Here is a 26,869-nt window from a genome sequence, read left to right as displayed (position 1 = left end):
GTCGCGCGCCGCCTATACCTTGCCGGACCTGTATTCGGAAGGACGACCACGATGACCGCAAAGGACGCCCCCGACTTGCCGCTTGATCTCGGACGAGACACGGCAGGCGATGACGCCACGCCCCGGCGGCGGCGCTGGTTTCGCAAACGGTTTTTGCTGGTTCTGCTGATCCCGTTGTCCGTTTTCATCGGCAGCGTGATCGGCCTGTATTATCAGCCTCCGGGCCTGCAGAAATTCTACGCGCTGACCGGCTTGCAACCCGGCGGCGGTGCCGACCACCCCATTGCGCTGCCGGCGGATATCGAACTGCCGCAGGACATGGCCGAAACCCTGCTGCCGACCGATGTTATCGGCCTGTCGCGCCTGATGCCGCGGGGCGATGTGGCGATTGTCGCCGCACCCTATGGCGCGGGCGATGCGCGGGTCACCGAGATCCTTGTCGCGGTTGGCGATACGGTGACACGCGGCGATCCGGTGGCGCGGCTGGATAACGCCCCGGCACTGGAGGGTGCGGTGCTGATGGCCGAGGCCAATCTTGCCATCCGGCAAGCCACGCTGGCGCAAACCCGCAGCGCCATCACCGCCAGCCAGGCCGAGGCGCAGGCAACGCTGGATCAGGCGCGCGCCACGGCCCGCGAATCCGAGACCAGTCTTGCGCGCATCGCCGATCTGGCCGAGCGCGGTGTATCCGCCAGTACGACGCTGGACACCGCCCGCACCGCCGCCGAGGGCGCACAGATCGCCGTGCAACGTGCCGAGGCGACGCTGGCCCGCTTCACCGCCGGGGCGCTGGAGGATCAACCCGATGTCGTCGTGGCAACCCTGAACGTCGCCGCCGCCGAGGCTGAACTGTTGCGCGCCCGGATGGACATGGCCCGCGCCGAGGTGCGCGCGCCGATTGACGGCACGATCCTGGATATTCACGCCACACCGGGGCAGCGCCCGCCAAACGTGGGCATCATGGAGATGGGTGACATCAGCGTCATGATGGCCGAGGTCGAGGTCTGGCAGGATCGCATCAGCGCCGTCGCCGTGGGCCAACCGGTCGAACTGGCAGCGCCCGCGCTGGGTCAGTCCTTGCGCGGCACGGTGGCCAGCATCGGCCTGACCGTGGGGCGACAGGGTCTGATCTCGGATGATGCCGCCGCCAATTCCGACGCCCGGGTGATCCGCGTGCTGGTCGCGCTGGATGCTCCGTCGTCGGTGCTTGCCGCGCATTATGTCGGGCTCGAGGCCGTGGCGCGCATCGACACCGGGGCCGTTTCGCGGGCTGGACAATGAGCCATCTGCTGCAATGGATCTTTGGTCGCCTGCCGATTGGCTGGCTGCAACTGACGCACAAGCGCGGCCGGTTCTTTGCCGCGCTTTCGGGCGTGGCCTTTGCCAACGTCCTGGTCTTCGTGCAGCTTGGCATCATGAATTCGATGGGCACCGCCACGCTGCGCCCCTACGAGTTTTTCAACGCCGATATCATGATTTCCGCGCCTGACGCGAATGCGCTGGCCGAAGGCGGCAATGTCGCGCGGCAATGGATGTTGCAAGCCTTTGCCGACCCCGATGTCACCGCTGGAATGGGGCTGTTTGTCGGCAATGTGCCGTGGAACCGGGGCGACAAGACGATCGTGTTCACCACCTTCGGCATCGACCCCGGCCAACCCGGCTTTCTGGCCCCAGAGCTTGCCGGCGACGTCGCCTTGTTGCGGGTGCAGGATGTGGCGGTCGTTGACCGGTTGGCGCGGGGCCTGACCCGTGACGAGGCCGCCGCGATCCGCCCGCACACGCCACTGTCCTTCGAGACCCAGAACCGCACGCTGACCGCGCTCGATACCTTCGCCGGCGGCGGCGGGTTTGGCGGCGATGGGTATATGTTTGTCTCGGACCAGACCTTTTTGTCGCTGTTTCCCGCGCGCCAATCCGCCGCGCCGGACCATATCCTGTTGCGCCTGCGCCCCGGTGCCAATGTTGCCGCCGTCGTGGCGCGGTTGCGCGGGCTGATCTCGGACCAGACCTTGCGCATCCGCGGCTATGCCGACGCCGCGCAAGAGGACCTGCGCTATCAGCAGACCCAGCGCCCGACCGGCGTGATCTTCGGCTTTGGCGTGCTGATCGGCGTCCTGGTCGGCTTGGTGATCGTCTATCAGGTGTTGTCGGCGGATGTGGCCGACCATCTGCGCGAATACGCGACCTTCAAGGCGATGGGCTATGGGCCGCGTTTCTTCCTGGGCATCGTCATCGAGGAGGCGCTGATCCTGGGGGTGCTGGGCTTTGTGCCGGGGCTGGCCGTGGGGGCGGGGATCCTGGCCTTCATGGGCACGGTCACCGCTTTGCCGCTGGCGATGACGACCTCGATGGCGGTCATGGTGTTTGTCGGAACGGTGGTGTTCTCGGTGCTGTCGGGGGCCATTGCCACTCGGCGGCTCGCGCTTGCCGACCCGGCCGATTTGTTCTGAGAGGGATGCCATGACCAGCGATCCGATTGTCGATGTGCGCGGGCTGAACCACTGGTTCGGCACCGGCGAGGCCCGCAAACAGGCGCTGTTTGACGTCGACCTCGCCTTGCCGCGCGGCAGCCTGACGGTGCTGATGGGGCCGTCCGGCTCGGGCAAGACCACGGTTCTGACGCTGCTTGGCTGCCTGCGTGGCGTGCAGGACGGCACCGTGCGTCTGATGGGGCACGAACTGAACGGCGCGAGCGAGGCGCAACTGACCAGACTGCGCCAAAGGCTCGGGTTCATCTTTCAGTCCCACAATCTGCACGAGAGCCTGACGGCCATGCAGAACGTGATCATGGGCATTCAGGTCCGCCCCGGCGTGCCCGACGATCTGGCGCATCGCGCCGCGGCGCAGGCGCTGGGGCTTGTCGGTCTGTCGGACCGGCTGCATTACCTGCCCGCGAACCTGTCAGGCGGGCAAAAGCAGCGGGTGGCGGTGGCGCGCGCGCTGGTCGGCAACCCCGAGATGATATTTGCCGATGAGCCGACCGCCGCGCTCGACAAGGACAGCGCGGCGAATATCGTCGATATGCTCAAACGACTGGGCGCACAGCGCGGCACCACGACCCTCTTGGTGACGCATGACAACCGGATCCTCGACCGCGCCGACCGCATCCTGACGCTTGAGGATGGCCGGATCGTCTCGATCAAAGAGACGGCGCAAACAGGCGGCTGACGGCCTCGCAGGACGATCACGGGGCGATCACGGGGCGCAACCAGCACCGGCATCAGGCCGCTTCCAAGTGCCAACCCCTTGCGATAGACCGGGGCATGTCGCGTTCACTTGCATTCACAAGATGGGGTGAACGCATTTGCTTTGCAAACGCTGCCTCACCCCACAGGTGATTATCAGAATCCAATGGGGCGCGATACGCTGTAGGCATCACACAGGAGCGGATCATGGATTTGAGAAACAAGCGGATCATCGTGACGGGTGGCAGTGACGGGATCGGGCGGCATATTTGCCTGAAGCTCGCGGCTGCGGGAACCCGTCTCGCCATTCTGGGCCGCAACGTCGAGCGCCTGCGCACAGTAGAGGCCGAGTGCAAAGCCGCCGGGGCCGCCGATGCCATCGGCATCGCCTGTGATATCCAGGACCCCGCCGCGATCACCGCAGCGGTTGAGGCGGTGACCAAGGCGTTCGGCGGGCTGGACATCCTGATCAACAACGCCGGCATCTGGCACAAGACCGGACCGCTCGATACGATCGCACCGGACATCTTGCAAGCCACCGTGCAGACCAACCTGACCGGGTTGATGCAGATCACCCAAGCCGCCCTGCCCGCCTTGCGCGCCAATGATGAGAGCATCATCCTGAACGTCGTTTCCAAATCCGGCGTTGTCGCGCAGGCCGGACAATCCGTCTACACCGCCACGAAATACGGGGTGCGCGGCTTTACCGAAGTGCTGAAGGCCGACGAGGAAAACACCGGCGTGCGGGTTGGCGGCGTGTACCAGTCGGGCACCAACACCGAGATGTTTGCAAAGGCGGGCGAAACGGTCCCGAACCACATCTTCACCGAGCCCGACGATCTGGCCGATGTGGTGGTCTTTGTGCTTTCGCGCCCAAAACTGTGGATTCACGATATCCGCATTGAACTGTAACCAGCCGGCAAAAGCGCGCGTTACACGTCATCGGAACCGCTGGTCGCCGATTGGCATAGCCTTGGTTTCCGCGGTGTTCAGTCCCGGCAACTGGATAGACGTTGCGGCCAAGGTCTATCCAACTTGGGCAAGACCCTGTGTTTGCGCCTTGTCCGATTGGGCGGCTTGGGCAACGGCGCGGGCATGGAGCTTTGCCGATTGCGCCGCGTCAGGCCCGGTTCCGGGGTGACTGTCTGTGCGAACGCGGCTGACCTCTGCCAGCCAAGCCAGGAGCAGCGGCGTTCTGTGGTGCAGCCGCCGCGCCAAGCGGCCAACGTGACGGGGCCAGCGGTTCAATGTCCGCCCGCCCCTCACTTTGGTGTCATGTGCCGAGGATGAATCCTGTCGCGGCTTTTATGCCCGATCACGCCTCAGCGGCCGGCGCGTCGGGTCGGTAGGGCGCATTGGCGTTTTTGAACAGCACATAAATGGCCGGAATGACCAGCACTGTCAGCAAGGTTGAAGACGCCAGCCCGAACAGAAGCGAAATCGCCAGCCCCTGAAAGATTGGATCGGTCAGGATCACCGAAGCCCCGATCATGGCGGCAATCGCCGTGAGCAGGATCGGCTTGAAGCGGATCGCACCAGCGCGCAGCAAGGTTTCGCGCAGGGGTTCATCCCCCTCCGCCCCGTGGCGGATGAAATCAACCAGCAGGATCGAGTTGCGCACAATGATACCCGCCAGGGCGATGAACCCGATCATCGAGGTGGCGGTAAAGGCCGCACCATACAGCCAGTGACCAAAGACGATGCCGATGAAGGTCAGCGGGATCGGCGTCAGGATGATCAGCGGCACCCGGAAAGACCCGAACTGCGCCACCACCAGCACATAGATCCCAAGGATCGCCACCGCAAAGGCCGCGCCCATGTCGCGGAAGGTGACATAGGTCACCTCCCATTCGCCATCCCAAAGCAGCGTCGGCGTGGCGTCGCCTTCGGGTTGGCCATACAGGCGGATCTCAGGCCGGGGCACCGCCTCCGACCAGGGGCGATCGTCCAGCGCCTCTTGCACCGCAATCATGCCATAGATCGGCGCCTCGTAGTCACCCGCCATTTCCGCCATGACCATTTCGGCAAAACGCCCATTATGGCGGAAAATCGGATAGCTGCCGACCTCCTCGGTGACGGTCACGACATCGCCCAGCTCGACGACACCCCGATCACCGGGCAACAGGTTTGCGGGCACAGGCGTCGAGGCCATGCGCTCGGACCAGTTCAACTCGCCACGCGGCAGGGCCACGCGAATTTCCGTCGGGTCGCGGCCTTCGCCACGGTGCGAATAGCCGACCGGCACCCCGTCGAACAACACGCGGATCGTGTCATAGACATCGCTTTGGCGGACGCGGAAGAATTCAAGGTTCGCCTGATCAATCGCCAGCCGCAGGCGCGGGCGCGGGATGCCAAAGCTGTCCTCGATATCGACGACATAGGGGACCGCGGCAAACGCCTCGCGGACTTCGCGCGCGACCGCTCGGCGGGTTTGCGCATCTGGCCCATAGATTTCAGCAAGCAACGTCGCCAGAACCGGCGGGCCGGGGGGGATCTCGGCAACCGAGATGGAGGCCCCCTCGGGCAGGTCCAGATTGGCCAGCAAGAGGCGCGCCGCCAAGGCGATCTCGTGCGAGGACCGTTCGCGGTCATGCTTGGGCAGCAGATTGACCTGCAAATCGCCAAGTTCGGGGCGATTGCGCAGATAGTAGTGGCGCACCAGCCCGTTGAAGTTGAATGGCGCGGCGGTGCCTGCATGCAATTGGATCGAGGTCACCTCGGACAACTGCGCCAATTGCTCGGCGGCCCGCGTGAGAACCCGCTCGGTGCGCTCGAGGCTGGTGCCCTCGGGCATATCCAGAATCACCTGGAATTCCGACTTGTTGTCAAAGGGCAGCAGTTTCACGACCACCGTGCGGTCGAAGAAAAAGGTCATCGACCCGGCTGTCATGACCATCACCACCAACAGGAACGCGCCAGAGCGCCACCGACTGGCGATCACCGGCGTGGCGACCTTGCGGAACAGGCGGCCAAGCACGCCTTCGCTGTCGTGGTCATGCCCCCCCGCAGCCGCGCCACCGCGACCGGCGATCTTGAGCATCAGCCAAGGCGTCAGGATCACCGCGACAAAGAACGAAAAGATCATCGCCGCCGAGGCATTGACCGGAATCGGCCCCATATACGGCCCCATCAGGCCCGACACAAAGAGCATCGGCAAGAGGGCCGCGACCACGGTCAGGGTGGCGACGATGGTCGGGTTGCCGACCTCGGCCACGGCCTCGATTGCGGCGGTGACCCGGCTGCGCCCGTCGCGCATGGCCCAGTGTCGCGCGATGTTTTCAATCACGACGATGGCGTCATCAACAAGGATACCGATCGAGAAAATCAGCGCGAACAACGACACGCGGTTGATCGTGTACCCCATCATGTTGGAGGCAAAGAGCGTCAGCAAAATCGTCGTCGGAATGACAATCGCCACCACGATTCCCTCGCGCCACCCAATCACGAAGACCACAAGCAGGACGATCGAAACGGTGGCCAGGCCCAGGTGAAACAGCAGTTCGTCGGCTTTTTCATCCGCGGATTCGCCATAGTTGCGGGTGATCTCGATGTCGATATCCTCGGGGATCAGATCGCCGCGCAAAAGCTCCAGCCGCTCCAGGACGTGTTCGGCCACCAGAACGGCGTTGGCCCCTTCGCGCTTGGCAATCGCCAGCGTCACCGCCGGCAACTGGGTCCAGTCGGCAGCGCCTTCGTCGTCACGGATCAGGGTCCATGTGCGGGCATCAATCGGAGCGCCGCCGACAACGATATCGGCAACGTCGCGGACATAGACCGGACGTCCGTCGCGACTTGTCAGTTGCAACAGGCCGATATCGACGGGACCTTGCAGGGTCTGCCCGGCAACCACCGACAAGGTGCGATCAAGCCCCGTGGCATCGCCGACCGGAAAGGCCTGGTTGGCTTCGGTCACCCGAGCCGCCAGTTGTTGCAGCGTGACCCCGTAAAGCGCCAGTTGTTCCGGGTCAGGCTCAATCCGGATCTGATCGGTGCGCCGCCGACGATATAGGTCAGCCCGACATCCTGAACCGACATCAGCGAGGCCCGCAATTCCTCGACCAGCGAATACAGCGCCCGGTCGTCCCAATGTGCCGCAGCCTCTGGTCTGGGCGAAAGGGTAAGCGCCACGATGGCCACGTCATTGATGCCGCGCCCGATGATCAAAGGCTGTGGAATGCCCTGCGGGATACGGTCCATATTCGCCATGATGCGCTCTTGAACGCGCAGGATGGCGTCATCCGGGTCGGTTCCGACGTCGAACCGTGCGGTGACCATGACCTGATCGTCTTCGGTGCGCGAATAGACGTGTTCAACCGCGTTGATCGAACGCAGGATCGCCTCGAGCGGTTCGGTCACCAGTTCGACCGCATCGGGGGCGCGCAATCCGTCGGTGCGCACCATCACATCGACCATTGGCACCGAAATTTGCGGCTCTTCCTCACGCGGGATCACGGCGAGCGCGATCAACCCCATGGCCAACGAGGCCATCAACAACAGCGGCGTCAGTGGCGAGCGGATAAAGGCCTTGGTCAGAAATCCCGAAATGCCCAGCTTCATGGCTGCACCAGCGTGTCACCAGCTGACAGTCCTGCAAGTATTTCAACGCCTTCTGCAAGGTCTCGCCCCAACAGAACAACCACATCACGGCGCCCCGAGTCCGTTTCAAGGATGACGAAATCATTGCCGAACCGGGTGGTAGCATAGCCTCGCGGAATGACGATAACCTCGCGCGTTTCGACGGCGATATGCACCCGCACCCGTTCGCCGACAAAGTAGCTGCCCAGCCCCTCGACTTCGGCATCCGCGACAATGCGACCATTCGTGATCAGCGGATACACCTGACGGATTACCCCCATCGAGGCAACATCCCCCCCCAGCGCGGCACCGGCCACCTCGATCTCATCCCCAACCGCGATCGAGCGGGCATGACGTTCCGGAAGGTTGAGCCGCAAAAGATAGTGATCTGACGCAATGATGGCGACCGGCTCGCCGGGGAGCATGACACTGCCCGACGGGGTCAGCACGTCCAGCACACGGCCCGCCGCAGGCGCCAGAACCTGCCCCTCGCGTTCCTGCTGCACCAACACATCGCGCGACTGGGTGGCCGATGCGAGGCGTCCCTCGAGGACCGCCACAGCGGTTTGTGCCTGATCCAGACGGCTCTGCGCGATGATGCCACGGGAAAACAAATCCTGGGCACGCTCCAGATCGACGCGCGACTGCGCAAGTTCGGCCTCGAGCGCGGCGGCCTGCGATGTGGCCGAGGCAATCTGCGGTGCCATCTGCTCATTGACCACCAACGCCAACACGTCGCCCGCCTCGACAAAATCCCCTTCGTCAACCAGCAGGTCCACGATGGTGCCCCCGATTCTGGTCCGCGCCGTCAAGGTATCGACGCTCTCCACGGTGGCAAAGACGGCCTTGCGGTCCGCAATCAGCGTGGGCGCAACGTCGAGGGTCTGCGCCACGGCAGGCCCGGCGAGCAAAAGGGACAAGAGGAAAACCTTGTACATGGCGACACTTTCGGTTTTGGCACGGCAGATGAGAAACCCGTGATGGTCAGGGTGATTTCTTGACTTTAATATTAGAAAAATCTAATTTAGCAAACACTAGATTGTTGTCAATCTGATTGGTGCGAGATTATGACGCAGGGCAAGGCTGACCCAATGGCAGAGCTTCAGGCGCGTGCCGAGGACGTCGCGACCCGGCTCAAGCATTTGGCCAACACGCGCCGATTGCTCATTCTTTGCCGTCTTGCGGCGGGCAAAGCCACTGTGTCGGAGCTGTGCAAGGTGGCCAACGTGTCGCAGTCTGCGGTGTCACAACATCTGGCAAAAATGCGCGCGGACGGGTTGATTCGCGGCGAGAAAGAAGGGCTGCAGGTCTACTATTCGATCATCGACCCGCGCTGCCTTGAACTGCTGCATCACCTCAAATCAAGCTTTTGCAGCCCGCCGGCTTGATCGACAATATGACCCGTCGCACCCTCTCGCCTGCCACACGACGACCCTCGCGCCATGCGGTTGCCAAGTTCAGCCGGTATCTTGACCGGTTACCAGATCAACGCGATTCGGAAGATGTCCGGGTCTTGCAGGTCGATCTGGTGGCGCCGGTCATTTCGTGGCCGACGCACCTCGGAGGCGGTCAGCCCGGGCACAGCAACCGACGATGACCTCTGGCTGGCCGTCGGGCACGTCTGCGACCTGTCCCCAGATGATGAAGGCGACAACGCCTTCAAGGTCCCGGATACCGCGCCGACAAAGCGCAACACGCCCCGAAAGCGCATCGCCGCCCACGGACATCCGTCGCAAACCATCGCGAAACACGCGCATCCTCACCGCCCTCTGAACAGCGTTCCCAGCACGCCCCGCACCAGCGCGCTTCCGGTGCGGGTTCCAAGCGAGCGCGCCATGGATTTGGTGAAGGCCTCGACCGCCGTATCCGAACGCCGTGAACTGCTGCGTGACGTGCTGCGCGACCGGCTGCGTGGCGCATCGTCCTCATCGCGCCGGGACCGCATGCTGCCGGGCGGTTGATAGCGCCGCGCGCGGGAATAGCGCTCGGTCGCCTCGTCCTCGTCGTCGCGCTGGCGGCCCCGGTCGTCGCCGTCATAGGCCTCGGCCTGACGCGCGGCCTGTTCGGCGCGGCGGGCCAGCATTTCCTGCGCCGAGTCCCGGTCAATGGCGGTGTCGTATTTCCCCGCCACCGGCGAGCCAGCCATCGCCTGACGCCGGGTCGCGTCATCGCAGGGCCCCATGGCCGAAGCGGGCGGGCGGATCAGCGTGCGCTCCACGACGCCGGGAACGCCCTTGTTCTCCAGAAACGAGGTCACGGCCTCGCCGACCCCGACCTCGCGGATGGCCTGCTCCGTGTCAAACCGCGGATTCGAGCGGTAGGTTTGCGAGGCACGGCGCAGCGCCTGCTGGTCGCGCGCGGTGAAGGCCCGCAGCGCATGCTGCACCCGGTTGCCAAGCTGCGAGAGGATGGTTTCGGGCACATCATCGGGGTTCTGCGTGATGAAATAGACGCCCACCCCTTTGGAGCGGATCAAACGCGCCACCTGCTCGACTTTCTCGATCAAGGCACGCGGGGCATTGCTGAACAACAGATGCGCCTCGTCAAAAAAGAACACCAGCTTCGGCTTGTCCGCGTCGCCCACCTCGGGCAGTTCCTCGAACAGTTCCGACAACAGCCACAACATGAAGGTCGCATAAAGCCGTGGCGTGGTCATCAAGTGCTCGGCGTGCAGGATATTGACGCGCCCCTTGCCCTCGGTGGTCGTCATCAGATCGCGGATGTCCAGGGCCGGCTCGCCAAAGAACTGCGCCGCGCCCTGATTCTCCAGTACCAGCAAACGGCGCTGAATGGCGCCAATCGTCGATGTGGTCACATTGCCATATTGCGCGGAAATCTCGGCACGGTTCTCGGCCAGAAACTGCAAGATCGCCCGCAGATCATCGAGATCCAGGATCGGCCAGCCGTTTTCGTCCGACAGCCGGAAGGCGACATTGATCGCCCCTTCCTGCGCATCGGTCAGCTCCAGAATGCGCGACAGCAGCAGCGGCCCCATCTCGGCAATCGTGGTGCGCACCGGGTGGCCCTGCTGGCCGAACAAGTCCCAAAACGTGACCGGCGCCGCCCCATAGCCGATATCCGCCAGCCCGATCGTCGCGGCCCGGCGCGCAAAGGCATCGCGCGGCGTGCCCGGCATCGCCATGCCGCCCACGTCGCCCTTGATATCGGTCAGGAACACCGGCACGCCAGCATTCGAGAACGCCTCGGCCATGATCTGCATGGTGATCGTCTTACCAGTGCCCGTGGCCCCGGCGATCAGCCCGTGACGGTTGCCATAGCGCAACAGCAGCTCTTGCGGATTGCCGTAACCTTCACCGCCGCCGCCAATGAAAATGCTCTCTTGCGTCATGACACCCTCTCCCTGTCAGGATCTTCCATCCCGTTCTTTGTTCTCTCAATATCCCACGGGGGTGCGGGGGTGTGAAACCCCCGCTCTACCCGCAACCCACGGCAATCCCGTCAGATTGCCGCGAAATCGTCGACACCGTAACCCTGAAGATACAGCAGCGCGGTCAGATCGCCATGGTTCACCCGCAAATCGCATTGCGCCGCGACCGAAGGTTTCGCGTGCAGGGCCACACCCGACCCGGCGCGGTGCAACATGCCCAGGTCATTGGCCCCGTCGCCCACCGCGATCACCTCGGCGGGTGTCAGCCCCAGGCGCGCGGTGATTTGCTCCAGCGCATCAATCTTGGCCTGTTTGCCCAGGATTGGCAGCCCGACCTCTCCCGTCAGAACGCCCTCCGACGCCAGCAGCGTATTCGCGCGATGCTCATCAAAGCCCAGCGCGGCGGCGACCGAGGCGGTGAACGCCGTGAACCCACCCGAGACCAGCGCCGCGTGACCGCCGTGGGCCTTCATCGTCGCGATCAGCGTTTTGCCGCCGGGCATATAGGTGATGCGCTCGGCCAGCACCTGCGCGATGACCGATTCGGGCAAGCCTTTGAGCAGCCCGACGCGTTCGCGCAAAGCGCCCTCGAAATCCAGCTCTCCATTCATTGCCCGCGCGGTGATTGCCGCCACACGCGGACCGACGCCCGCCATATCGGCCAACTCGTCGATGCATTCCTGCTGGATCATCGTCGAATCCATATCCGCCAGCAACATCGCCTTGCGCCGCCCGATGCCGGGTTGCAGGCACAAGTCGATGCCCAGCCCTTGCAGATCCTCCCAGACTTGCCACTGGTTGCCCGGCATCACCTGCAGATCAAATTCGGCGGCGATACCGGGGTTCAACCACCGCGCCTCGCCACCCCCCCAGGCGTTGCGCAGGGTTTCGATCAGCGTGTGTTCAAGGGTCGGCGTTTGCGGGTTGGTCAGCAGGGTGGCGATGAACATGGCCAGGTTTCCGATCGTAGACAGAGGGCGTCGCTTTTGCAGGGTCAAGTGCCGGATTAGGGCAATTTTGCCGCTTGCACCAGTGCTGCGCTGCGGCTAGCTGTTGCGGCGGGACACCTCTCCCCAACGAGAGGCATCTATCTGGAAGGGTACTATGTCTGTACTGACGATCCCGGCGACGCGTCCGGCCAACCCGCGCTTTTCTTCTGGCCCCTGTGCCAAACTCCCCAATTTTACGCTTGATATGCTGGCCGATGCCCCCTTGGGTCGCTCGCATCGTGCGGCGGTGGGCAAATCCAAGCTGGCCGAGGCCATCGACCTGACGCGCGAGATCCTCGGCGTTCCGGCAGATTATCGCATCGGCATCGTGCCCGGTTCCGACACCGGCGCTGTCGAGATGGCGATGTGGTCGCTGCTGGGTGCGCGCGGCGTCGAGATGCTGGCGTGGGAATCATTTGGCGAGGGCTGGGTCACCGATGTGGTCAAGCAGCTCAAGCTGGACGCCACGGTGCGCAAGGCCCCCTACGGCGAGATCGTTGATTTCGCACAGGTCGATTTCGACAAGGACGTGGTCTTCACCTGGAACGGCACGACCAGCGGTGTGCGCGTGGCCAATGGCGACGCGATCCCGGCGGGCCGCGCCGGCCTGACGATCTGCGACGCGACCTCAGCCGCCTTCGCCATGGATCTGCCGTGGGACAAGCTGGATGTGGTGACCTTCTCCTGGCAGAAGGTGCTGGGCGGCGAAGGCGCGCATGGCATGCTGATCCTGTCGCCGCGTGCCGTCGAGCGGCTGGAAAGCTACACGCCCGCATGGCCGCTGCCCAAGATTTTCCGCATGACCAAAGGCGGCAAGCTGATCGAGGGCATCTTCAAGGGCGAAACCATCAACACCCCGTCGATGCTCGCCGTCGAGGATTACCTCGTGGCGCTGAAATGGGCGCAGTCGCTGGGCGGCGTGTCGGCATTGATCGCACGCGCGACGGCCAATGCGCAGGTGATCTGGGATTTCATCGCCGCGAAGCCGTGGTTGGAAAACCTGGCCCTGGCGCCGGAAAATGCGTCGACCACCTCGGTCTGCGTGAAATTCAACGATCCGCGCATCACCGATGGGGCTGCGTTTGCCAAAGCGGTTGCCAAGCGGCTGGAGAAAGAAGGCGTGGCGCTGGATATCGGCGCGTATCGTGATGCCCCTGCGGGTCTGCGGATCTGGTGTGGCTCGACGGTGGAAACCGCCGATGTCGCCGCGTTGATGCCGTGGATCGAATGGGCCTTCGAGGCCGAGATCGCGGCGCTGGCTCAGGCTGCCTGATTGAACACAGGTGCGTGGAACCACGCACCCTACCCCCCATGTTTCCCGTTATCCGTAGGGTGTGTGCTTGCACGCACCGTCACAACACAGGAGCCCACCAATGGCCCTCACCCAAAAACCACGCGTTCTGGTTTCTGACGCCCTGTCTGAAACCGCCGTGCAAATCTTCCGCGACCGCGGCATAGATGTCGATTTCCGCCCCGAGCTGGGCAAGGACAAAGAGAAGCTGGCCGAAGTGATCGGTCAATATGACGGCCTGGCGATTCGCTCGGCGACCAAGGTCACCGAGAAAATCCTCGATGCTGCGACCAATCTCAAGGTCATCGCCCGCGCCGGGATCGGGGTCGACAATGTCGATATCCCCGCCGCCTCGAAAAAGGGCGTGATCGTGATGAACACGCCGTTCGGCAACTCGGTCACCACCGCCGAGCACGCAATTGCCATGATGTTCGCCGTCGCCCGCCAACTGCCCGAGGCCAGCGTCTCGACGCAGGCCGGAAAATGGGAAAAGTCGCGCTTCATGGGTGTCGAGCTGTTCAACAAGACCCTCGGCGTGATTGGCGCCGGCAACATCGGCAGCATCGTCATCGACCGGGCCCTGGGCTTGCGCATGAAGGTCATCGCCTATGATCCGTTCCTGTCCGAGGATCGCGCCAAGGAGTTGGGCGTGACCAAGGTCGAGCTGGACGACTTGCTGGCGCGCGCCGATTTCATCACGCTGCATGTGCCGCTGACCGACAAGACCCGCAATATCCTGGGTGCCAAGAACCTGGCCAAGACCAAGAAGGGCGTGCGGATCATCAACTGCGCGCGCGGCGGCCTGATCGACGAGGACGCTCTGGCCGCGGCGCTGACCTCTGGCCATGTGGCCGGGGCCGCGCTGGACGTGTTCGCCGTTGAACCTGCAACCGCCAGCCCGGTATTCGGCCTGCCCAACGTGGTCTGCACGCCGCATCTGGGGGCCTCGACCTCGGAGGCGCAGGAAAACGTGGCGCTGCAAGTCGCCGAGCAGATGTCGGATTACCTGCTGACCGGCGCCGTGCAGAATGCGCTGAACATGCCGTCCGTCACCGCCGAGGAAGCCGCCGTCATGGGCCCCTGGATCAAGCTTGCCAGCCATCTGGGGGCCTTTGCCGGTCAGATGACCGACGAGCCCGTGCGCGCGATCAACGTGCTCTATGATGGCGCGGCGGCGACCATGAACCTGAAGGCGCTGGATTGCGCGGTGATCGCCGGCGTTCTGAAATCGGCGAACCCGGATGTGAACCTCGTGTCCGCGCCCATCGTCGCCAAAGAGCGCGGCATCAAGATGTCGACCACGCATCAGGACAAGTCGGGTTCGTTCGACGGCTACATCAAGGTCACGGTCGTCACCGACACGCGCGAGCGCTCGCTGGCGGGCACCGTGTTCAGCGATGGCAAGCCGCGATTCATCCAGATCAAAGGCATCAATATCGACGCCGAGATCGGCGCGCATATGCTCTACACCACCAACAAGGATGAGCCGGGTATCATCGGTCTGCTGGGGGTAACGATGGGCACCAACGGCGTGAACATTGCCAACTTTACGCTGGGCCGCAGCACGATCGGCTCGGATGCCATCGCGCTGTTGTATCTGGATCAGGCCATTGACCCCAAGGTCGTCGAGGCTCTGGAGGCAACCGGCCGCTTCCAGCAGGTGCGCCCGCTGGTGTTCGAGGTCGCCTGAAACAAACCGTTGCGCGGGCCGCTCAGGGCGCGCGCAACGGCCCTGGGGCGGGCTCGGCACACGGGTGACAAGCCACGGCATTTCTGAAACACACAAGGATCGACACTCAGAGGTTTCCGGCCCATGCGCAGCTATGCAATCGGCGATATCCACGGGCAGCTCACGCTGTTGACGCAAGCCCATGCGTGGATCGCGGCCGACCGTGCGCGGGTCAACGACCCGGAAGCGCCGGTCATTCATCTGGGTGATCTGGTCGATCGCGGGCCGCAGGTGCGGGGCGTCATCGAGACATTGCTGGCAGGTCAGATTGCGGGCAAACCATGGATCGTGCTGCGCGGCAATCACGATACGATGATGGCGATTTTTCCAGAGGGTCGGCGCGATCCGGCGCTGCGTGAGGGGTTGGAGTATCTGCACCCCAAGATCGGCGGCATTCCCTCGCTGGAATCGTACGGCATTGATTGCGCGGACGCGCGGCCCCTCGCCGAGATTCAGGCCGACGCGCGGCGCAAGATTCCGGCCACACATCTTCGGTTCCTGATTGAGTCGCCTCTGTACCATCTGCGCGGCGAGGTTTTGTTCGTCCATGCGGGCATCCGTCCGAGGGTGGCGCTCGAGGATCAGACCGACACTGACCTGACATGGATCCGCGACACGTTCCACGCCTACACAGCCCCGCACCCCTGGTTGGTGATCCACGGGCACACCCCGATAACTGCGCCGAAACATTACGGAAATCGCGTCAACATCGACAGCGGCGCGGCCTTTGGAGGACCCCTGACGGCAATTGTCATCGAGGGTCGCGACGTGTTCACGCTGGGGCCCCAGGGTCGTACCGCTCTGCTGCCGGCCACCGATTAACGCCCAGTTCATTCCTGTCTGCTAACCCTGTGGATGGGTGAATAAAACGGGTGATGGAATGAGCCGACAAAACGATGTCGCGCCAGTCATAATCATCAAACGGAAGAAAATTGTCAAAGGCGGCGGCCACCACGGTGGCGCCTGGAAAGTCGCGTACGCGGATTTCGTGACCGCCATGATGGCCTTCTTCCTGATGATGTGGCTCTTGGGTGCAACGACAGAATCACAGCGACGCGGTTTGGCGGATTATTTCAATCCATCAATCCCGGTGCACCGAATCTCCTCGGGCGGTGAGGGCATGTTCGGCGGTACGGATTTTGAAACGCGTGTCCAGGATGGGCCCGCGTCGCCAGATGACGACGACTCCGAATCAAGCAGTTCGGATCAGGCCGAGGCCGAATCCTTCGCGGATCTGCAGCAGCGTCTCAATGGGTTGGGTGGTGAAAGTCCGGTTCTGGATAACGCTCTGCGGCATATCGTGACCCGTCAAACGGACGAGGGGCTGGTGCTGGAGGTGTTCGACCTGCCCGGCGCGCCATTGTTCGACAATGACAGCGACGAACCGACCGCCGTCACGCGCCAGATCATGCTGGTTTTGTCTCAGGTTTTTTCCATGGTGATCAATCCCTTGGCTATTGAAGGTCACACCAGGACCTACACCGTCGTTCAGGCCAATGATCCTCGCTGGACCCTGTCCATGGCGCGCGCGGAAATGGCCCGCAGGTTGCTTGATGAGGAAGGGTTTGACGCAACGCGCATGGCGCGCGTTACCGGTCATGCGGATCGACGCCCGTCTGTTGCAAACCCGATGGCGGTGCGGAACAACAGGCTGGAGCTGATCTTGCTGCGGCGTACCCCGCGCTAAAGAAAAATCGGCGTTAGCTGGGCATTAACGACCTTCGTGCAGTGTCAGGGCAATCGCTTTGACCCAGCACGAAAGGCTCGCGCATCATGTCCACGCTCTATTCCTCCTTCAACGCCGGCATCTCTGGCCTGAACGCAAACGCAACCAGGCTCTCTGCCATTTCAGACAATATCGCGAATACCGGCACCATCGGCTACAAGCGGGTGGTGGCCTCGTTCAACTCCATGGTGATGTCGGGCTCGCATTATGGCCCCTATATTGCGGGCGGCGTTCGGTCTTCGACGGTCCGCCTTGTCGATGAGCGTGGCGCGCTCACCAGCAGCTCCAACCCGACCGACCTGGCGGTCAGCGGGCGGGGCTTTCTACCGGTAACCTCCAGCACCGCCGTTGCAAATGGTGATGCAAATCTGCCATTGATGCTGATGACAACGGGATCCTTCCGGCCGGACGCAAACGGCATGCTCAAGAATCCGGCGGGTCTGGTCCTGCTGGGTTGGCCGGCTGGGACTGACGGTTCGATCGGCACCTATGCCCGCGATACCGTCGGCGGGTTGGAGCCGATTCGCATCAACTCGAATCAATTCGCCTCCGACCCGACCACCTCGATCTCGGTGCGGGTCAACCTGCCCGCAACCGCCACGCGCGCCGGTGCCGACGGCACACCGCATGACGTCGCGATGGAATATTATAGCCCGCTGGGCACAACCGAATCACTCAACATGCGCTTCACGCCGACCGTTCCGGGAACCGGCGCGTCGAACGAATGGCTGGCGACGATCACCAACCCCACCACCGGGGATGTCGTGGGCGAATACCGCATCACGTTTGACACCGCGGCACCAAACGGCGGGCGCATTCTTTCGGTGACCCAGGATGTTGGCGCTCCGGGTGCTGCGTTTGATCCCGCCACAGGCGAGTTCAGCGTCAACGTGGATGGCCAGGATATCGCGTTGAACATCGGTGCGCCCGGCAGCGACGACAGCATTACGCAAATGGCCGAGAGCTTCATTCCGGTCTCGATCGACCGCAATGGTTCGCCCGTGCAATCCTTGGTGGGCGTGCAGGTCGACCCGAATGGCTACGTCAAAGCCTATTACGACTCCGGTTTGATCCGGACCATCGCGCAGGTGCCTTTGGTCGATGTTGCGAACCCCAATGGCCTGACGGCGCTGGACAATCAAACGTATCGCGTGTCGCCTGACAGCGGCTCGATGTTCCTGTGGGACGCGGGCGATGGTCCGACCGGTGAGGTCATGGGCTTCGCGCGCGAGGAATCCTCGACGGATGTTGCGGCGGAGTTGACCAACATGATCCAGACGCAGCGCGCCTATTCGTCGAACGCCAAGGTCATCCAGACCGTCGATGAGATGCTGCAAGAAACCACAAATATCAAACGCTAACCGATGATCGGAGGATGAGATGAGCATTTCAAGTGCGCTCTCGAATGCAGCGTCGGGGCTTTCCGCGTCGGCGCGGGCGGTGCAAGTGGTCTCGTCGAACGTGGCCAACGCCCTGACCGAAGGCTATGCCGCGCGCCAAATGGAGCTGACATCCTCCACATTGGGGGGCGTTGGCGGCGGCGTGCGGGTGGCCGGAGTCACCCGGCTGGTCGATCCGGTTTTGCTGGGGCTGACCCGGGATGCCGGCGCCCAAGCACAATCTGGTGGCACGACCTCGGCGTTCTGGCAGCGTCTGGAATCCGTGGTCGGCCTGCCGGATGAGGGCATTGGCAAAGCGGTGTCCGCGCTCGAAACAGCGCTGATTTCCGCATCAGAACGCCCCGATCTCGACAGTCGCCTTGGCAAAGTTGCCGAGGCCGCCGCCAAACTGGTCGGGAGCTTCGACACGATCCAGACCACAGTGCAAACGCTGCGGGCACAAGCCGACGCCGGGGTTGCGCACGACGTCAAAACGCTGAACTCCGGTCTCACGCGGGTGGATTCGCTCAACTCCGAAATCGTGCGGCTACGGGCGTCGGGGCAATCAACCCTCGGCCTTGAGGATGAACGGCAGGCGTTGGTTTCGACACTCTCCGATATCATCCCGATGCGCGAATATGCCCGCGCGGACGGTCGGGTGACACTGTTTACGGCGGGCGGACAGCTCTTGCTCGACCTCAACCCTCAAGAAATCGGATTTTCGCAAAGCCATGCGATTGACGCCTCGATGACCTTGGGCAATGGATTGTCAGGGCTGACGATCGGGGGCCGCGCGGTCTCTGCCGCTGCAGGAGGGCCGTTGACGGGCGGTCGGCTGGCCGCGAATTTTGCGCTGCGTGACGAGGCATCCGTCGCCGCACAAACACAGCTCGACACCCTCGCCGCAGACCTGATCCAACGGTTCCAATCCCCCGCGACGGATGCGACGTTGGCACCCGGTCAACCCGGGCTCTTTACCGATGCAGGCGCACCCCTTTTGGGCGCGCCGGTCGCGGGGATTGCAGGCCGTATCGCGGTCAACACGGCCGTTCTGCCCGATGAAGGCGGCGATCTTTGGAAAATCCGCACCGGGCTGGGCGCCGCTGCGCCCGGCTTGGTGGGCGAGACCGCGCAGATCAGAAACCTGCTGGGCGCGCTCGACCGCCCGATCTCGGCAGGTCTGGGTGCGCCGGCGGTCAGCTTCTCGGGCAGCCTGAGCGAAATGACCACGCAATTTTCCCTGCAACGCCAGGGTGCCGAGGATTTTGCGGCGCAATACACCGCGCATTTGAGCGAAATGACCCAACAAATGATGGCGCAAGGCGTTGATACCGATGCCGAAATGCAACGATTGCTCGCGGTGGAGCAGGCCTATGCCGCCAACGCCCGCGTCATTGAAACCGCCGACGCCATGCTGCGCCGCCTTCTGGAGATCTGAACCATGTCCTGGCTTTCCCTCGGCTCCCTTGCCCTTCCGTATCAACTTCAGCGCCAAGGCGTATCCCTGCGCTCCGAGATCGCGCGATTGGGGGGGGAGCTGACAACAGGGCAAACCGCCTCGCCGCAACGGCACCTGCGCGGCGATATGGGCCCGCTTGCCGCGATTGATCAGCGGCTGGCCCGGATCGACTCCTTTCAGCAGGGCGCGCGGCTCGTCGCCAATCGTGTGAACGCGATGCAGACGTCGCTGACGACGCTGGCGACCATCCGCGAAGACAGTGCGTCGCGGATGTTGACCGCCGCCGCTGCGGGCGGCAGTGAGAGCCTGGCCGCCGCTGGGCGATCCGCAAAGGCCGCGTTGGTTGATAGCGTCGCGGCCCTGAATCTGAGAATCGCCGGACAAGCCGCGTTTTCCGGCGCGGCGACGGATGTTTCCCCATTGCCGGATGCCGAGGCGATCCTTGCGGCGGTCCTCCCTCTGGTGAGTGGTCTCGACAATGCGCAGGCCGTCAAAACCGCAGTGGATTCGGCTTTCAACGATCCGGGAGGCTTGTTTGAAACCGCGATTTACCAAGGTGCCGACGCAGCACAGGGCGCGGTTCTGGGTGATGAAACCGCATCGCCAAGCTACGCCACGGCGACAGACCCCGGCATTCGGAAGCTTTTGTCCGGCTTGGTCATGGCGGCGCTCGTTGCCGAGCCTGGCCTGTCACTGCCGCAAAATCAAAAACAGGATTTGGCGCGAGCCAGCGCCGAGGCGTTGTTCGGGGCAAGTACACATTTGACGTCCTTGCAAGCGCAGGTGGGCGACGATCAAAGCGCGCTCGATGCGCGGCAGCTGCAATTGGCCACGGAAAAAGACGCCCTGCAGAGCGCGCGCGGCTCTCTGATTGGCGTCGACCCCTACGAAGCGGCGACGCGTCTCGAAGAGGCCCGCATCCAGTTGGAAACGCTTTATACCGTGACAGCACGCACGTCACGGCTCTCATTGACGGGATATCTATGATGATTTTCAGGTGGTTCATGGCTGCGGCACTCGTGTTTTGCGCCTCGATGAGCACGGCGCAGGTCCGGCTCAAGGACTTGGTGGAATTCGATGGCGTGCGCGGCAATGACCTGATTGGCTACGGTCTGGTCGTCGGGTTGGACGGCACCGGGGACGGAATCCGCAACGCGCCATTCACCGAAGACATCATGGCCAATATCCTGGAGCGCTTGGGCGTCAACGTCACCGGCGAGCAGTTTCGGCCCAGAAACGTCGCCGCTGTTCTGGTCACCGCGACCCTTCCGCCCTTTGCGCGAACCGGGTCTCGCGTTGATATCACGGTGTCGGCCATCGGGGATGCGGGCAGTCTTTTTGGTGGCACCTTGGTGATGACACCGCTGAATGGGGCAGACGGCCAGATTTATGCGGTGGCGCAGGGCGCGGTCATTGCCGGTGGTGTTGCAGCACGCGGCGATGGCGCGCAAGTTGTCGAAGGGGTGCCGACCTCGGGGTCGATTCCGGGGGGCGCCCGTGTCGAGCGGGAAATCGACTTTGCCCTGAACTCGCTACCGCAAATTCGATTGGCGCTCAGGCAGGCTGATTTCACAACGGCGCTCAGGATCGAGCAAGTGATCAACGGCCATTTCGGCCATGCGGTCGCGGCCATGCAGGATTCGGGCACCGTGGTTCTGGATATCGCCGCAACCCGTGCTGCCAGCCCGGCCCATGCCTTGAGCCGGATCGAGAACCTGGTCGTTGCACCGGGGTCACGCGCGCGTGTGGTCATTGATCAACGCTCGGGCACAATCGTCATGGGGGAGGATGTGCGGATCAGCCGCGTGGCCGTGGCGCAAGGCGGGCTGACCCTGAGGGTTGAAGAGACGCCCTTGGCGGTGCAGCCCAATCCGTTCAGCCCGGGGGAAACCGTGGTCTTGCCGCGGACCGATGCAACGATCCAAAACCAGCCAGGGGTGAGCCTTGCAGAGGTGCGCGGTGGAACAACACTTGCCGAGGTTGTTGCCGGCCTGAATGCGCTGGGCGTCGGGCCGCGGGACATGATCGACATCCTGAACACGATCAACGCGGCCGGGGCACTTCATGCCGATTTGGTGGTGCGATAGGGTGCATGGGTCGTGGGCGGGTTACAGCCGTCCTTCGACAAAGGCTATCAACCGGGGAAGGCAGATCGACTGAAGATCATAGTTGTCAACGATATGCTGGCGCGCCGCGGCGCGCAGCGGCGCAAGATCTTCCGGGCGCGCCAGGGAATCAACCAGGACTTCGGCCAGTTCGCGGGAGTCAAAGAAATCGGCCAGTCGGCCATTCTCGCCATCCGTGATCAGCTCTTCCACGGGCGGTGTCCGAGACCCGACGACCAGCGCCCCGGCGCTCATTGCCTCCAGCATCGACCAGGACAGGACAAACGGAACCGTCAAATAGCAATGGACGCGCGTCACCTGCATCAAGCCGACAAAGGTCGCGTACGGCACTTTTCCCGTGAAATGGACGCGTTTCATGTCAAGGCGGTCACGGACCTCATCAAGGAAAATGTCCTTCCAGGTTTTCCCCCCGCCGGGCCGGGCTCCATAGCTCACGTCGTCGCCGCCAATGATGACAACTTGCGCATTCGGTCGTGCCCGCATCACGGCAGGCAGCGCGCGCATGAAAGAATGATACCCGCGATAGGGTTCAAGATTTCGGTTGATAAAGGTCAGAACCTCGTCGCCTGCGCCAAAACTGGCCCCCGAGGGGAGCGTGACCCTGGCCTGTGGGTTTGGCATCAGTCGCGCCGTATCAACCCCGTCATGGATGATCGTGATTTTTTCCCGGAAGCTGGCAGGGAATGTGTCGGCCTGAAACTCTGTTGGCGACAACGCGGCATCGGCCTGTGCCATCATCAGCGCCTGATGGCCTTGGCGCGCGACAACCGTGAACGCCTTTTCGTCGCTCGCCTTGCCAAATTCGGTGTCAAATCCGACATCGAGACCCCGCGGCTGATAATAAAGCTCGGCGTAGATCAACAGGCGGGCATTGGGCCAGACTTCGCGCAGAAACAACGTCTCACCCCAGCCGCCGTGACCAAAAATGATATCGGGCGCATAGCCATGACGATCCCGAAGGACGATGGCGGCACGCGCCGCTTTATGTGCGCGGTTCGTCATCTCGGCAAACGTTGCGCCCAGTCGGGCGACTTGCGGATCGGGGCGCGGCTCGGGCTTGCGGTAGCGATAGGTGGTGACGCCCGTCTTGCGGGTGTTTGTCTCGTCGGTCAAGGCAACCACTTCGTGCCCTCGTTCCATCAATGCCGGGGCCAAATGGAGAAATTGGCCGGGGAAATTCTGGTGCACGAAGAGAATTTTCACCCATCCGCCCCTTCTATCTGGGTCCGTCCAATGGTCTTCAAATCGAACGCGGCCGTCAACAAGGCCTGCGTGTAACTGTGCTGCGGCGCGTCGAAAACCTGTTCCGCGGGGCCATACTCCAGGACATCGCCTTGTTTCAAAACCATGATTTTGTGCGACATCGCACGCACAACGCGCAAATCGTGGCTGATAAAGACATAGGCCAGCCCGTGCCGTTTTTGCAGATGACGCAAAAGCTCCACGATTTGCACCTGCACCGTCATATCCAGGGCCGAGGTCGGTTCATCAAGAACCACAAGTTTGGGCTGCAAGATCATCGCCCGCGCAATGGCGATGCGCTGACGTTGACCCCCGGAAAATTCATGCGGATAGCGGTCCATCGTCGCCGGGTCGAGGCCGGTTTCAACCATGATATCGGCAACGGCATCGCGGGGGGCTCGACCACTCGGATCGCCGTGGACACCCAGACCTTCGGCGATGATTTCGGCAATGGTCATGCGGGGGCTGAGGCTGCCGAACGGGTCCTGAAACACGATCTGCATCTGCCGCCGCAACGCGCGCATCGCCCCCGAGCGATTGCCCGAGATGTCCTGGCCGTCAAAAATGATCGGCCCGTTTGAGGAAATCAGCCGCATCATCGCCAATGCCAACGTCGTCTTGCCCGAGCCGGATTCCCCGACAACACCCAGCGTTTCCCCCGCGCGCAGGGTCAGTGACGCCGCGTTCACCGCCTTGATATGCCCGGTGGTGCGGCGGAGAAATCCGGTCTGGATTGGAAACCAGACGCGCAACCCGTCGGTCCGCAGAACCTCTGGCGCATCGGCGGCAATCGGATCTGGCTGGCCGCTCGGCTCGGCGGCCAGCAGTTTTTGCGTATACGGATGTTCGGGCGCGGTGAAGACGGTTTCCGTTGGGCCTTGCTCGACGATTTCGCCGTTTTGCATCACGCAAACCCGGTCCGCGACGCGGCGCACGATGTTCAAGTCGTGGGTGATGAAGAGCATCGACATGCCCTCGGCGCGCTTCAGATCCGCCAGAAGCTCAAGGATTTGCGCCTGAATGGTGACGTCGAGTGCGGTGGTCGGCTCATCCGCGACCAGCAATTTCGGACCGTTCGCCAAGGCCATGGCAATCATCACGCGCTGGCGTTGCCCACCCGAAAGCTGGTGCGGATAGGCCGTCAGGCGCGATTCCGCGTCGCGAATGCCGACTTTTTCCAGCAATTCCAACGCGCGCGCCCGGGCCGGTGCGCCGGTCAACCCTTGGTGCAGGGTCAAGGCCTCGGTGATTTGCCGGTCCACGGTGTGCAGAGGGTTGAGCGAGGTCATCGGCTCTTGAAAGATAAAGCTGATGTCGTTGCCGCGCACCCGGCGCAGCTCGCTTTGGCTGGCGCCGACCATCTCGGCGCCCTCAAAGGTCACCGAGCCCTCCACCCGCGCCGAGTCGGGCAACAGCCCCACGGTGGACAGCGCCGTCACCGATTTCCCCGACCCCGATTCCCCAACCAACGCCACGGTTTCGCCAGCGTCGATGTGGAACGACACGCCGCGCACCGCCTGCGTGACGTTCCCGCCCTGCTGGAACCGAATGGTGAGATCGGACACGGATAACAGGCTCATCGGAAGGTCTTTCGCGGATCGAATGCGTCGCGCACGCCCTCGAAGATGAACACCAACAGGCTGAGCATGATGGCAAAGGTGAAAAACGCCGAGAACCCGAGCCAGGTGGCTTGCAGGTGCTTTTTGGCTTGCAGGGTCAGCTCCCCCAGCGAGGGCGATGAAGACGGCAGGCCAAAGCCCAGAAAATCGAGCGTCGCCAGTCCGGCAATCGCGCCGGTGACGATGAACGGCAGCAGGGTGACGGTGGCGACCATCGCGTTGGGCAGGACGTGGCGGAACATGATCCGCGCGTTCGAGACGCCCAACGCCCGCGCCGCCCGGACATATTCGAAATTGCGCGCCCGCAGGAATTCGGCGCGCACGACGCCGACAAGGGCCGTCCAGGAAAACAACACCATCAGGAACACCAGCAGCCAGAAATTCATCGGAATGATCGCGGCAACGATGATGATGACATAGAGCGAGGGCACGGAGCCCCAGAGTTCGATCATGCGTTGCGCCAGCAAATCAACGATGCCGCCAAAGAACCCCTGCACGGCCCCCGCCGCGATACCGATGATCGAGGCGGCGGCGACCACGACAAAGGCGAAGGTCACCGACAGCCGGAAGCCGTAAATCACCCGGGCCAGCACGTCGCGGGCGGTGTCGTCGGTGCCCAGCAGGTGATCGGCGTCGGGGGGCGACGGGGCCGGGCCGCCGAGGTTGTTGATGGTGTCGAAGGAATAGGGGATCGGCGGCCAGATCATCCAGCCGGGGGTGACGGCCTCGCCCTCGACGGTTCCCTGTTCGGTGGCTTCGCGCATCGCCTCCTCCGGGTCGTCGAGGCAGAGTTCAAACCCGCCGGTCTGGATCAGGCATTGCACCTCGGGCGCGCGATAATCGGCTTGCGTGCGGAATTCGCCGCCATAGGCCGTTTCGGGCTGAAACTGGACGATCGGGAAATGATACGCGCCACGATAGTTGACCAGGATCGGCACGTCATTGGCCAGAACCTCGGCAAACAGCGAGATGACATAGAGCACGCCGAAAACGATCAGTGACCAGAAAGCCCGGCGATTGGCGCGGAAATTGCGCCAGCGGCGTTGGTTCAGGGGCGAGAGGGCCATTCTTACGTCTCCCGCGTTTCAAAATCGATGCGCGGGTCGATCCAGACATACATCAAATCGCTGATGATACCGACCACGAGGCCCAGCAGCGTGAAGATGAACAGCGTGCCAAAGATCACCGGATAGTCACGCGCCACGGCGGCCTCGAAGAACAGGCGGCCCAGCCCATCGAGCGAGAACACCGTTTCGATGATCAGCGAGCCGCCGAAAAACGCGCCGATGAACACCGACGGAAACCCGGCGATGACGATCAACATGGCGTTGCGGAACACATGGCCATAGAGGACGCGACGCTCCAGCAGACCCTTGGCCCGCGCGGTCATCACATATTGTTTGCGCAACTCGTCCAGAAAGCTGTTTTTGGTCAGCAGGGTCAGCGTGGCAAAGCTGGAAATGGTCAGGGCGATGGTTGGCAGGGCGATGTGGTGGAAATAGTCCAACACCTTGCCAAATAATGATAATTGATTCCAGACATCGGCCTCGCTGGTCAGGCCGCGCGCGGGGAAGATTTGCCAATATGACCCCCCGGCGAACAGAACCAGCAGCAGAATGGCGAACAGAAAACCGGGGATCGCGTAGCCGACGATGATCGCGCCCGAGGTCCAGGTGTCGAAGGGCGTGCCATCCTTGACCGCCTTGCGGATGCCCAGCGGGATCGAGATGACATAGGCGATCAACGTGGACCACAGCCCCAGAGAGATCGACACCGGCATTTTCTCGATCACCAGATCGAGAACCGAAATCGACCGGAAGTAACTGTCGCCGAAATCGAAGTGCATGTAGTTCCACATCATCGACATGAACCGCTCCAACGGCGGCTTGTCAAAGCCGAATTCGCGCTCGAGTTGCTCGATGAAGGCGGGTGGCAGACCGCGCGCGCCGATATAGCGGTCGTTTCCCGCCCCGCCACGAGTCACGTCGTCGCCGGCGCCGGTAAAGCCGCGGGTGACGTCACCCTGCCCCTCCATACCGGCGATGATCTGTTCGATCGGACCGCCCGGCACGAATTGCACCAGCGTGAAATTGATGATCATCACGCCGATCAAGGTGGGGATGATCAGCAGCAATCGTCTGAGGATATAGGCGCTCATCTA

Annotated in this window: 20 protein-coding genes and 1 pseudogene; 13 read left to right on the top strand and 8 right to left on the bottom strand. The window is 62.9% G+C overall.

The features are described 5' to 3' along the window. The first annotated feature begins 51 nt into the window (after nt 1-51). The 4 genes from VDQ28_RS07245 to VDQ28_RS07230 all read left to right on the top strand — a co-directional run bounded on the left by VDQ28_RS07245 (nt 52) and on the right by VDQ28_RS07230 (nt 4,097). Complete coding sequence (locus tag VDQ28_RS07245) at nt 52-1,281, top strand: HlyD family efflux transporter periplasmic adaptor subunit (RefSeq protein WP_323035291.1); 1,230 nt, start codon at nt 52-54, stop codon at nt 1,279-1,281. Then, nucleotides 1,278-2,450 (top strand): FtsX-like permease family protein, encoded by a 1,173-nt coding sequence (locus VDQ28_RS07240; protein ID WP_323035290.1) that lies wholly within the window; start codon nt 1,278-1,280, stop codon nt 2,448-2,450. The genes VDQ28_RS07245 and VDQ28_RS07240 overlap by 4 nt, the downstream gene beginning before the upstream one ends. A gap of 10 nt (nt 2,451-2,460) precedes the next feature. Continuing rightward, on the top strand, nt 2,461-3,168 hold the full coding sequence (locus VDQ28_RS07235; protein ID WP_323035289.1) for an ATP-binding cassette domain-containing protein: 708 nt from the start codon (nt 2,461-2,463) through the stop codon (nt 3,166-3,168). 224 nt (nt 3,169-3,392) lie between these two features. Further along, a complete protein-coding gene (locus VDQ28_RS07230) occupies nt 3,393-4,097 on the top strand; it encodes an SDR family oxidoreductase (protein WP_323035288.1) in 705 nt (234 codons plus the stop codon). A 403-nt stretch (nt 4,098-4,500) separates the two neighbouring features. Here VDQ28_RS07230 and VDQ28_RS07225 read toward each other — a convergent pair. Then, nucleotides 4,501-7,742: pseudogene (locus VDQ28_RS07225) on the bottom strand (efflux RND transporter permease subunit). After that, complete coding sequence (locus VDQ28_RS07220) at nt 7,739-8,698, bottom strand: efflux RND transporter periplasmic adaptor subunit (RefSeq protein ID WP_323035287.1); 960 nt, start codon at nt 8,696-8,698, stop codon at nt 7,739-7,741. The pseudogene VDQ28_RS07225 and the gene VDQ28_RS07220 overlap by 4 nt, the downstream one beginning before the upstream one ends. 129 nt (nt 8,699-8,827) lie before the next feature. Here VDQ28_RS07220 and VDQ28_RS07215 point away from each other — a divergent pair, with 129 nt between their 5' ends. Continuing rightward, a complete protein-coding gene (locus VDQ28_RS07215; protein ID WP_323035286.1) occupies nt 8,828-9,148 on the top strand; it encodes a metalloregulator ArsR/SmtB family transcription factor in 321 nt (106 codons plus the stop codon). A 371-nt stretch (nt 9,149-9,519) separates the two neighbouring features. Here VDQ28_RS07215 and VDQ28_RS07210 read toward each other — a convergent pair whose 3' ends face one another. Both VDQ28_RS07210 and serB read right to left on the bottom strand, forming a co-directional pair. Next, a complete protein-coding gene (locus VDQ28_RS07210) occupies nt 9,520-11,109 on the bottom strand; it encodes a helicase HerA-like domain-containing protein (protein WP_323035285.1) in 1,590 nt (529 codons plus the stop codon). A 110-nt stretch (nt 11,110-11,219) separates the two neighbouring features. Beyond that, nucleotides 11,220-12,098: a phosphoserine phosphatase SerB gene (gene serB / locus VDQ28_RS07205; RefSeq protein WP_323035284.1), complete on the bottom strand. Its 879-nt coding sequence runs from the start codon at nt 12,096-12,098 to the stop codon at nt 11,220-11,222. A gap of 154 nt (nt 12,099-12,252) precedes the next feature. On the opposite strand from serB, the gene VDQ28_RS07200 reads away from it, so the two are divergent. The 8 genes from VDQ28_RS07200 to VDQ28_RS07165 all read left to right on the top strand — a co-directional run bounded on the left by VDQ28_RS07200 (nt 12,253) and on the right by VDQ28_RS07165 (nt 21,808). Further along, nucleotides 12,253-13,410, top strand: a complete 1,158-nt coding sequence (locus VDQ28_RS07200) for a phosphoserine transaminase (RefSeq protein ID WP_323035283.1) — start codon at nt 12,253-12,255, stop codon at nt 13,408-13,410. A gap of 100 nt (nt 13,411-13,510) precedes the next feature. Further along, nucleotides 13,511-15,118: a phosphoglycerate dehydrogenase gene (gene serA / locus VDQ28_RS07195; RefSeq protein WP_323035282.1), complete on the top strand. Its 1,608-nt coding sequence runs from the start codon at nt 13,511-13,513 to the stop codon at nt 15,116-15,118. Nucleotides 15,119-15,241: 123 nt separating this feature from the next. Further along, on the top strand, nt 15,242-15,979 hold the full coding sequence (locus VDQ28_RS07190) for a metallophosphoesterase family protein (protein ID WP_323035281.1): 738 nt from the start codon (nt 15,242-15,244) through the stop codon (nt 15,977-15,979). A 58-nt stretch (nt 15,980-16,037) separates the two neighbouring features. After that, entirely contained in the window at nt 16,038-16,844 is an 807-nt protein-coding gene (locus VDQ28_RS07185) for a flagellar motor protein MotB (protein WP_323035280.1), read from the top strand. Nucleotides 16,845-16,930: 86 nt separating this feature from the next. After that, nucleotides 16,931-18,244 (top strand): flagellar hook-basal body complex protein, encoded by a 1,314-nt coding sequence (locus VDQ28_RS07180; protein WP_323035279.1) that lies wholly within the window; start codon nt 16,931-16,933, stop codon nt 18,242-18,244. 19 nt (nt 18,245-18,263) lie between these two features. Beyond that, a complete protein-coding gene (gene flgK, locus VDQ28_RS07175; protein WP_323035278.1) occupies nt 18,264-19,700 on the top strand; it encodes a flagellar hook-associated protein FlgK in 1,437 nt (478 codons plus the stop codon). 3 nt (nt 19,701-19,703) lie between these two features. After that, the gene (locus VDQ28_RS07170) at nt 19,704-20,708 is read left to right on the top strand and encodes a flagellin (protein WP_323035277.1); all 1,005 of its coding nucleotides are present in this window, start codon (nt 19,704-19,706) and stop codon (nt 20,706-20,708) included. 17 nt (nt 20,709-20,725) lie between these two features. Then, complete coding sequence (locus tag VDQ28_RS07165; protein ID WP_323038086.1) at nt 20,726-21,808, top strand: flagellar basal body P-ring protein FlgI; 1,083 nt, start codon at nt 20,726-20,728, stop codon at nt 21,806-21,808. 21 nt (nt 21,809-21,829) lie between these two features. On the opposite strand, the gene VDQ28_RS07160 is transcribed toward VDQ28_RS07165, so the two are convergent. From VDQ28_RS07160 to VDQ28_RS07145, 4 genes are read right to left on the bottom strand one after another with little or no spacing between them, the layout of a single operon-like run. Then, the gene (locus VDQ28_RS07160; RefSeq protein ID WP_323035276.1) at nt 21,830-23,050 is read right to left on the bottom strand and encodes a glycosyltransferase; all 1,221 of its coding nucleotides are present in this window, start codon (nt 23,048-23,050) and stop codon (nt 21,830-21,832) included. Continuing rightward, a complete protein-coding gene (locus VDQ28_RS07155) occupies nt 23,047-24,669 on the bottom strand; it encodes an ABC transporter ATP-binding protein (RefSeq protein ID WP_323035275.1) in 1,623 nt (540 codons plus the stop codon). The genes VDQ28_RS07160 and VDQ28_RS07155 overlap by 4 nt, the downstream gene beginning before the upstream one ends. Then, nucleotides 24,666-25,775 carry an ABC transporter permease gene (locus tag VDQ28_RS07150; RefSeq protein ID WP_323035274.1) on the bottom strand — a complete coding sequence of 370 codons (1,110 nt, stop codon included), beginning with the start codon at nt 25,773-25,775 and terminating at the stop codon, nt 24,666-24,668. The genes VDQ28_RS07155 and VDQ28_RS07150 overlap by 4 nt, the downstream gene beginning before the upstream one ends. A gap of 2 nt (nt 25,776-25,777) precedes the next feature. Next, nucleotides 25,778-26,866: a microcin C ABC transporter permease YejB gene (locus tag VDQ28_RS07145; RefSeq protein ID WP_323035273.1), complete on the bottom strand. Its 1,089-nt coding sequence runs from the start codon at nt 26,864-26,866 to the stop codon at nt 25,778-25,780. Nucleotides 26,867-26,869 lie beyond the last annotated feature (3 nt).

The sequence above is a fragment of the Pararhodobacter sp. genome (assembly GCF_034676545.1).
Taxonomy (GTDB): Bacteria; Pseudomonadota; Alphaproteobacteria; order Rhodobacterales; family Rhodobacteraceae; genus Pararhodobacter.
This window is presented reverse-complemented; position numbering and strand designations above follow the sequence as displayed.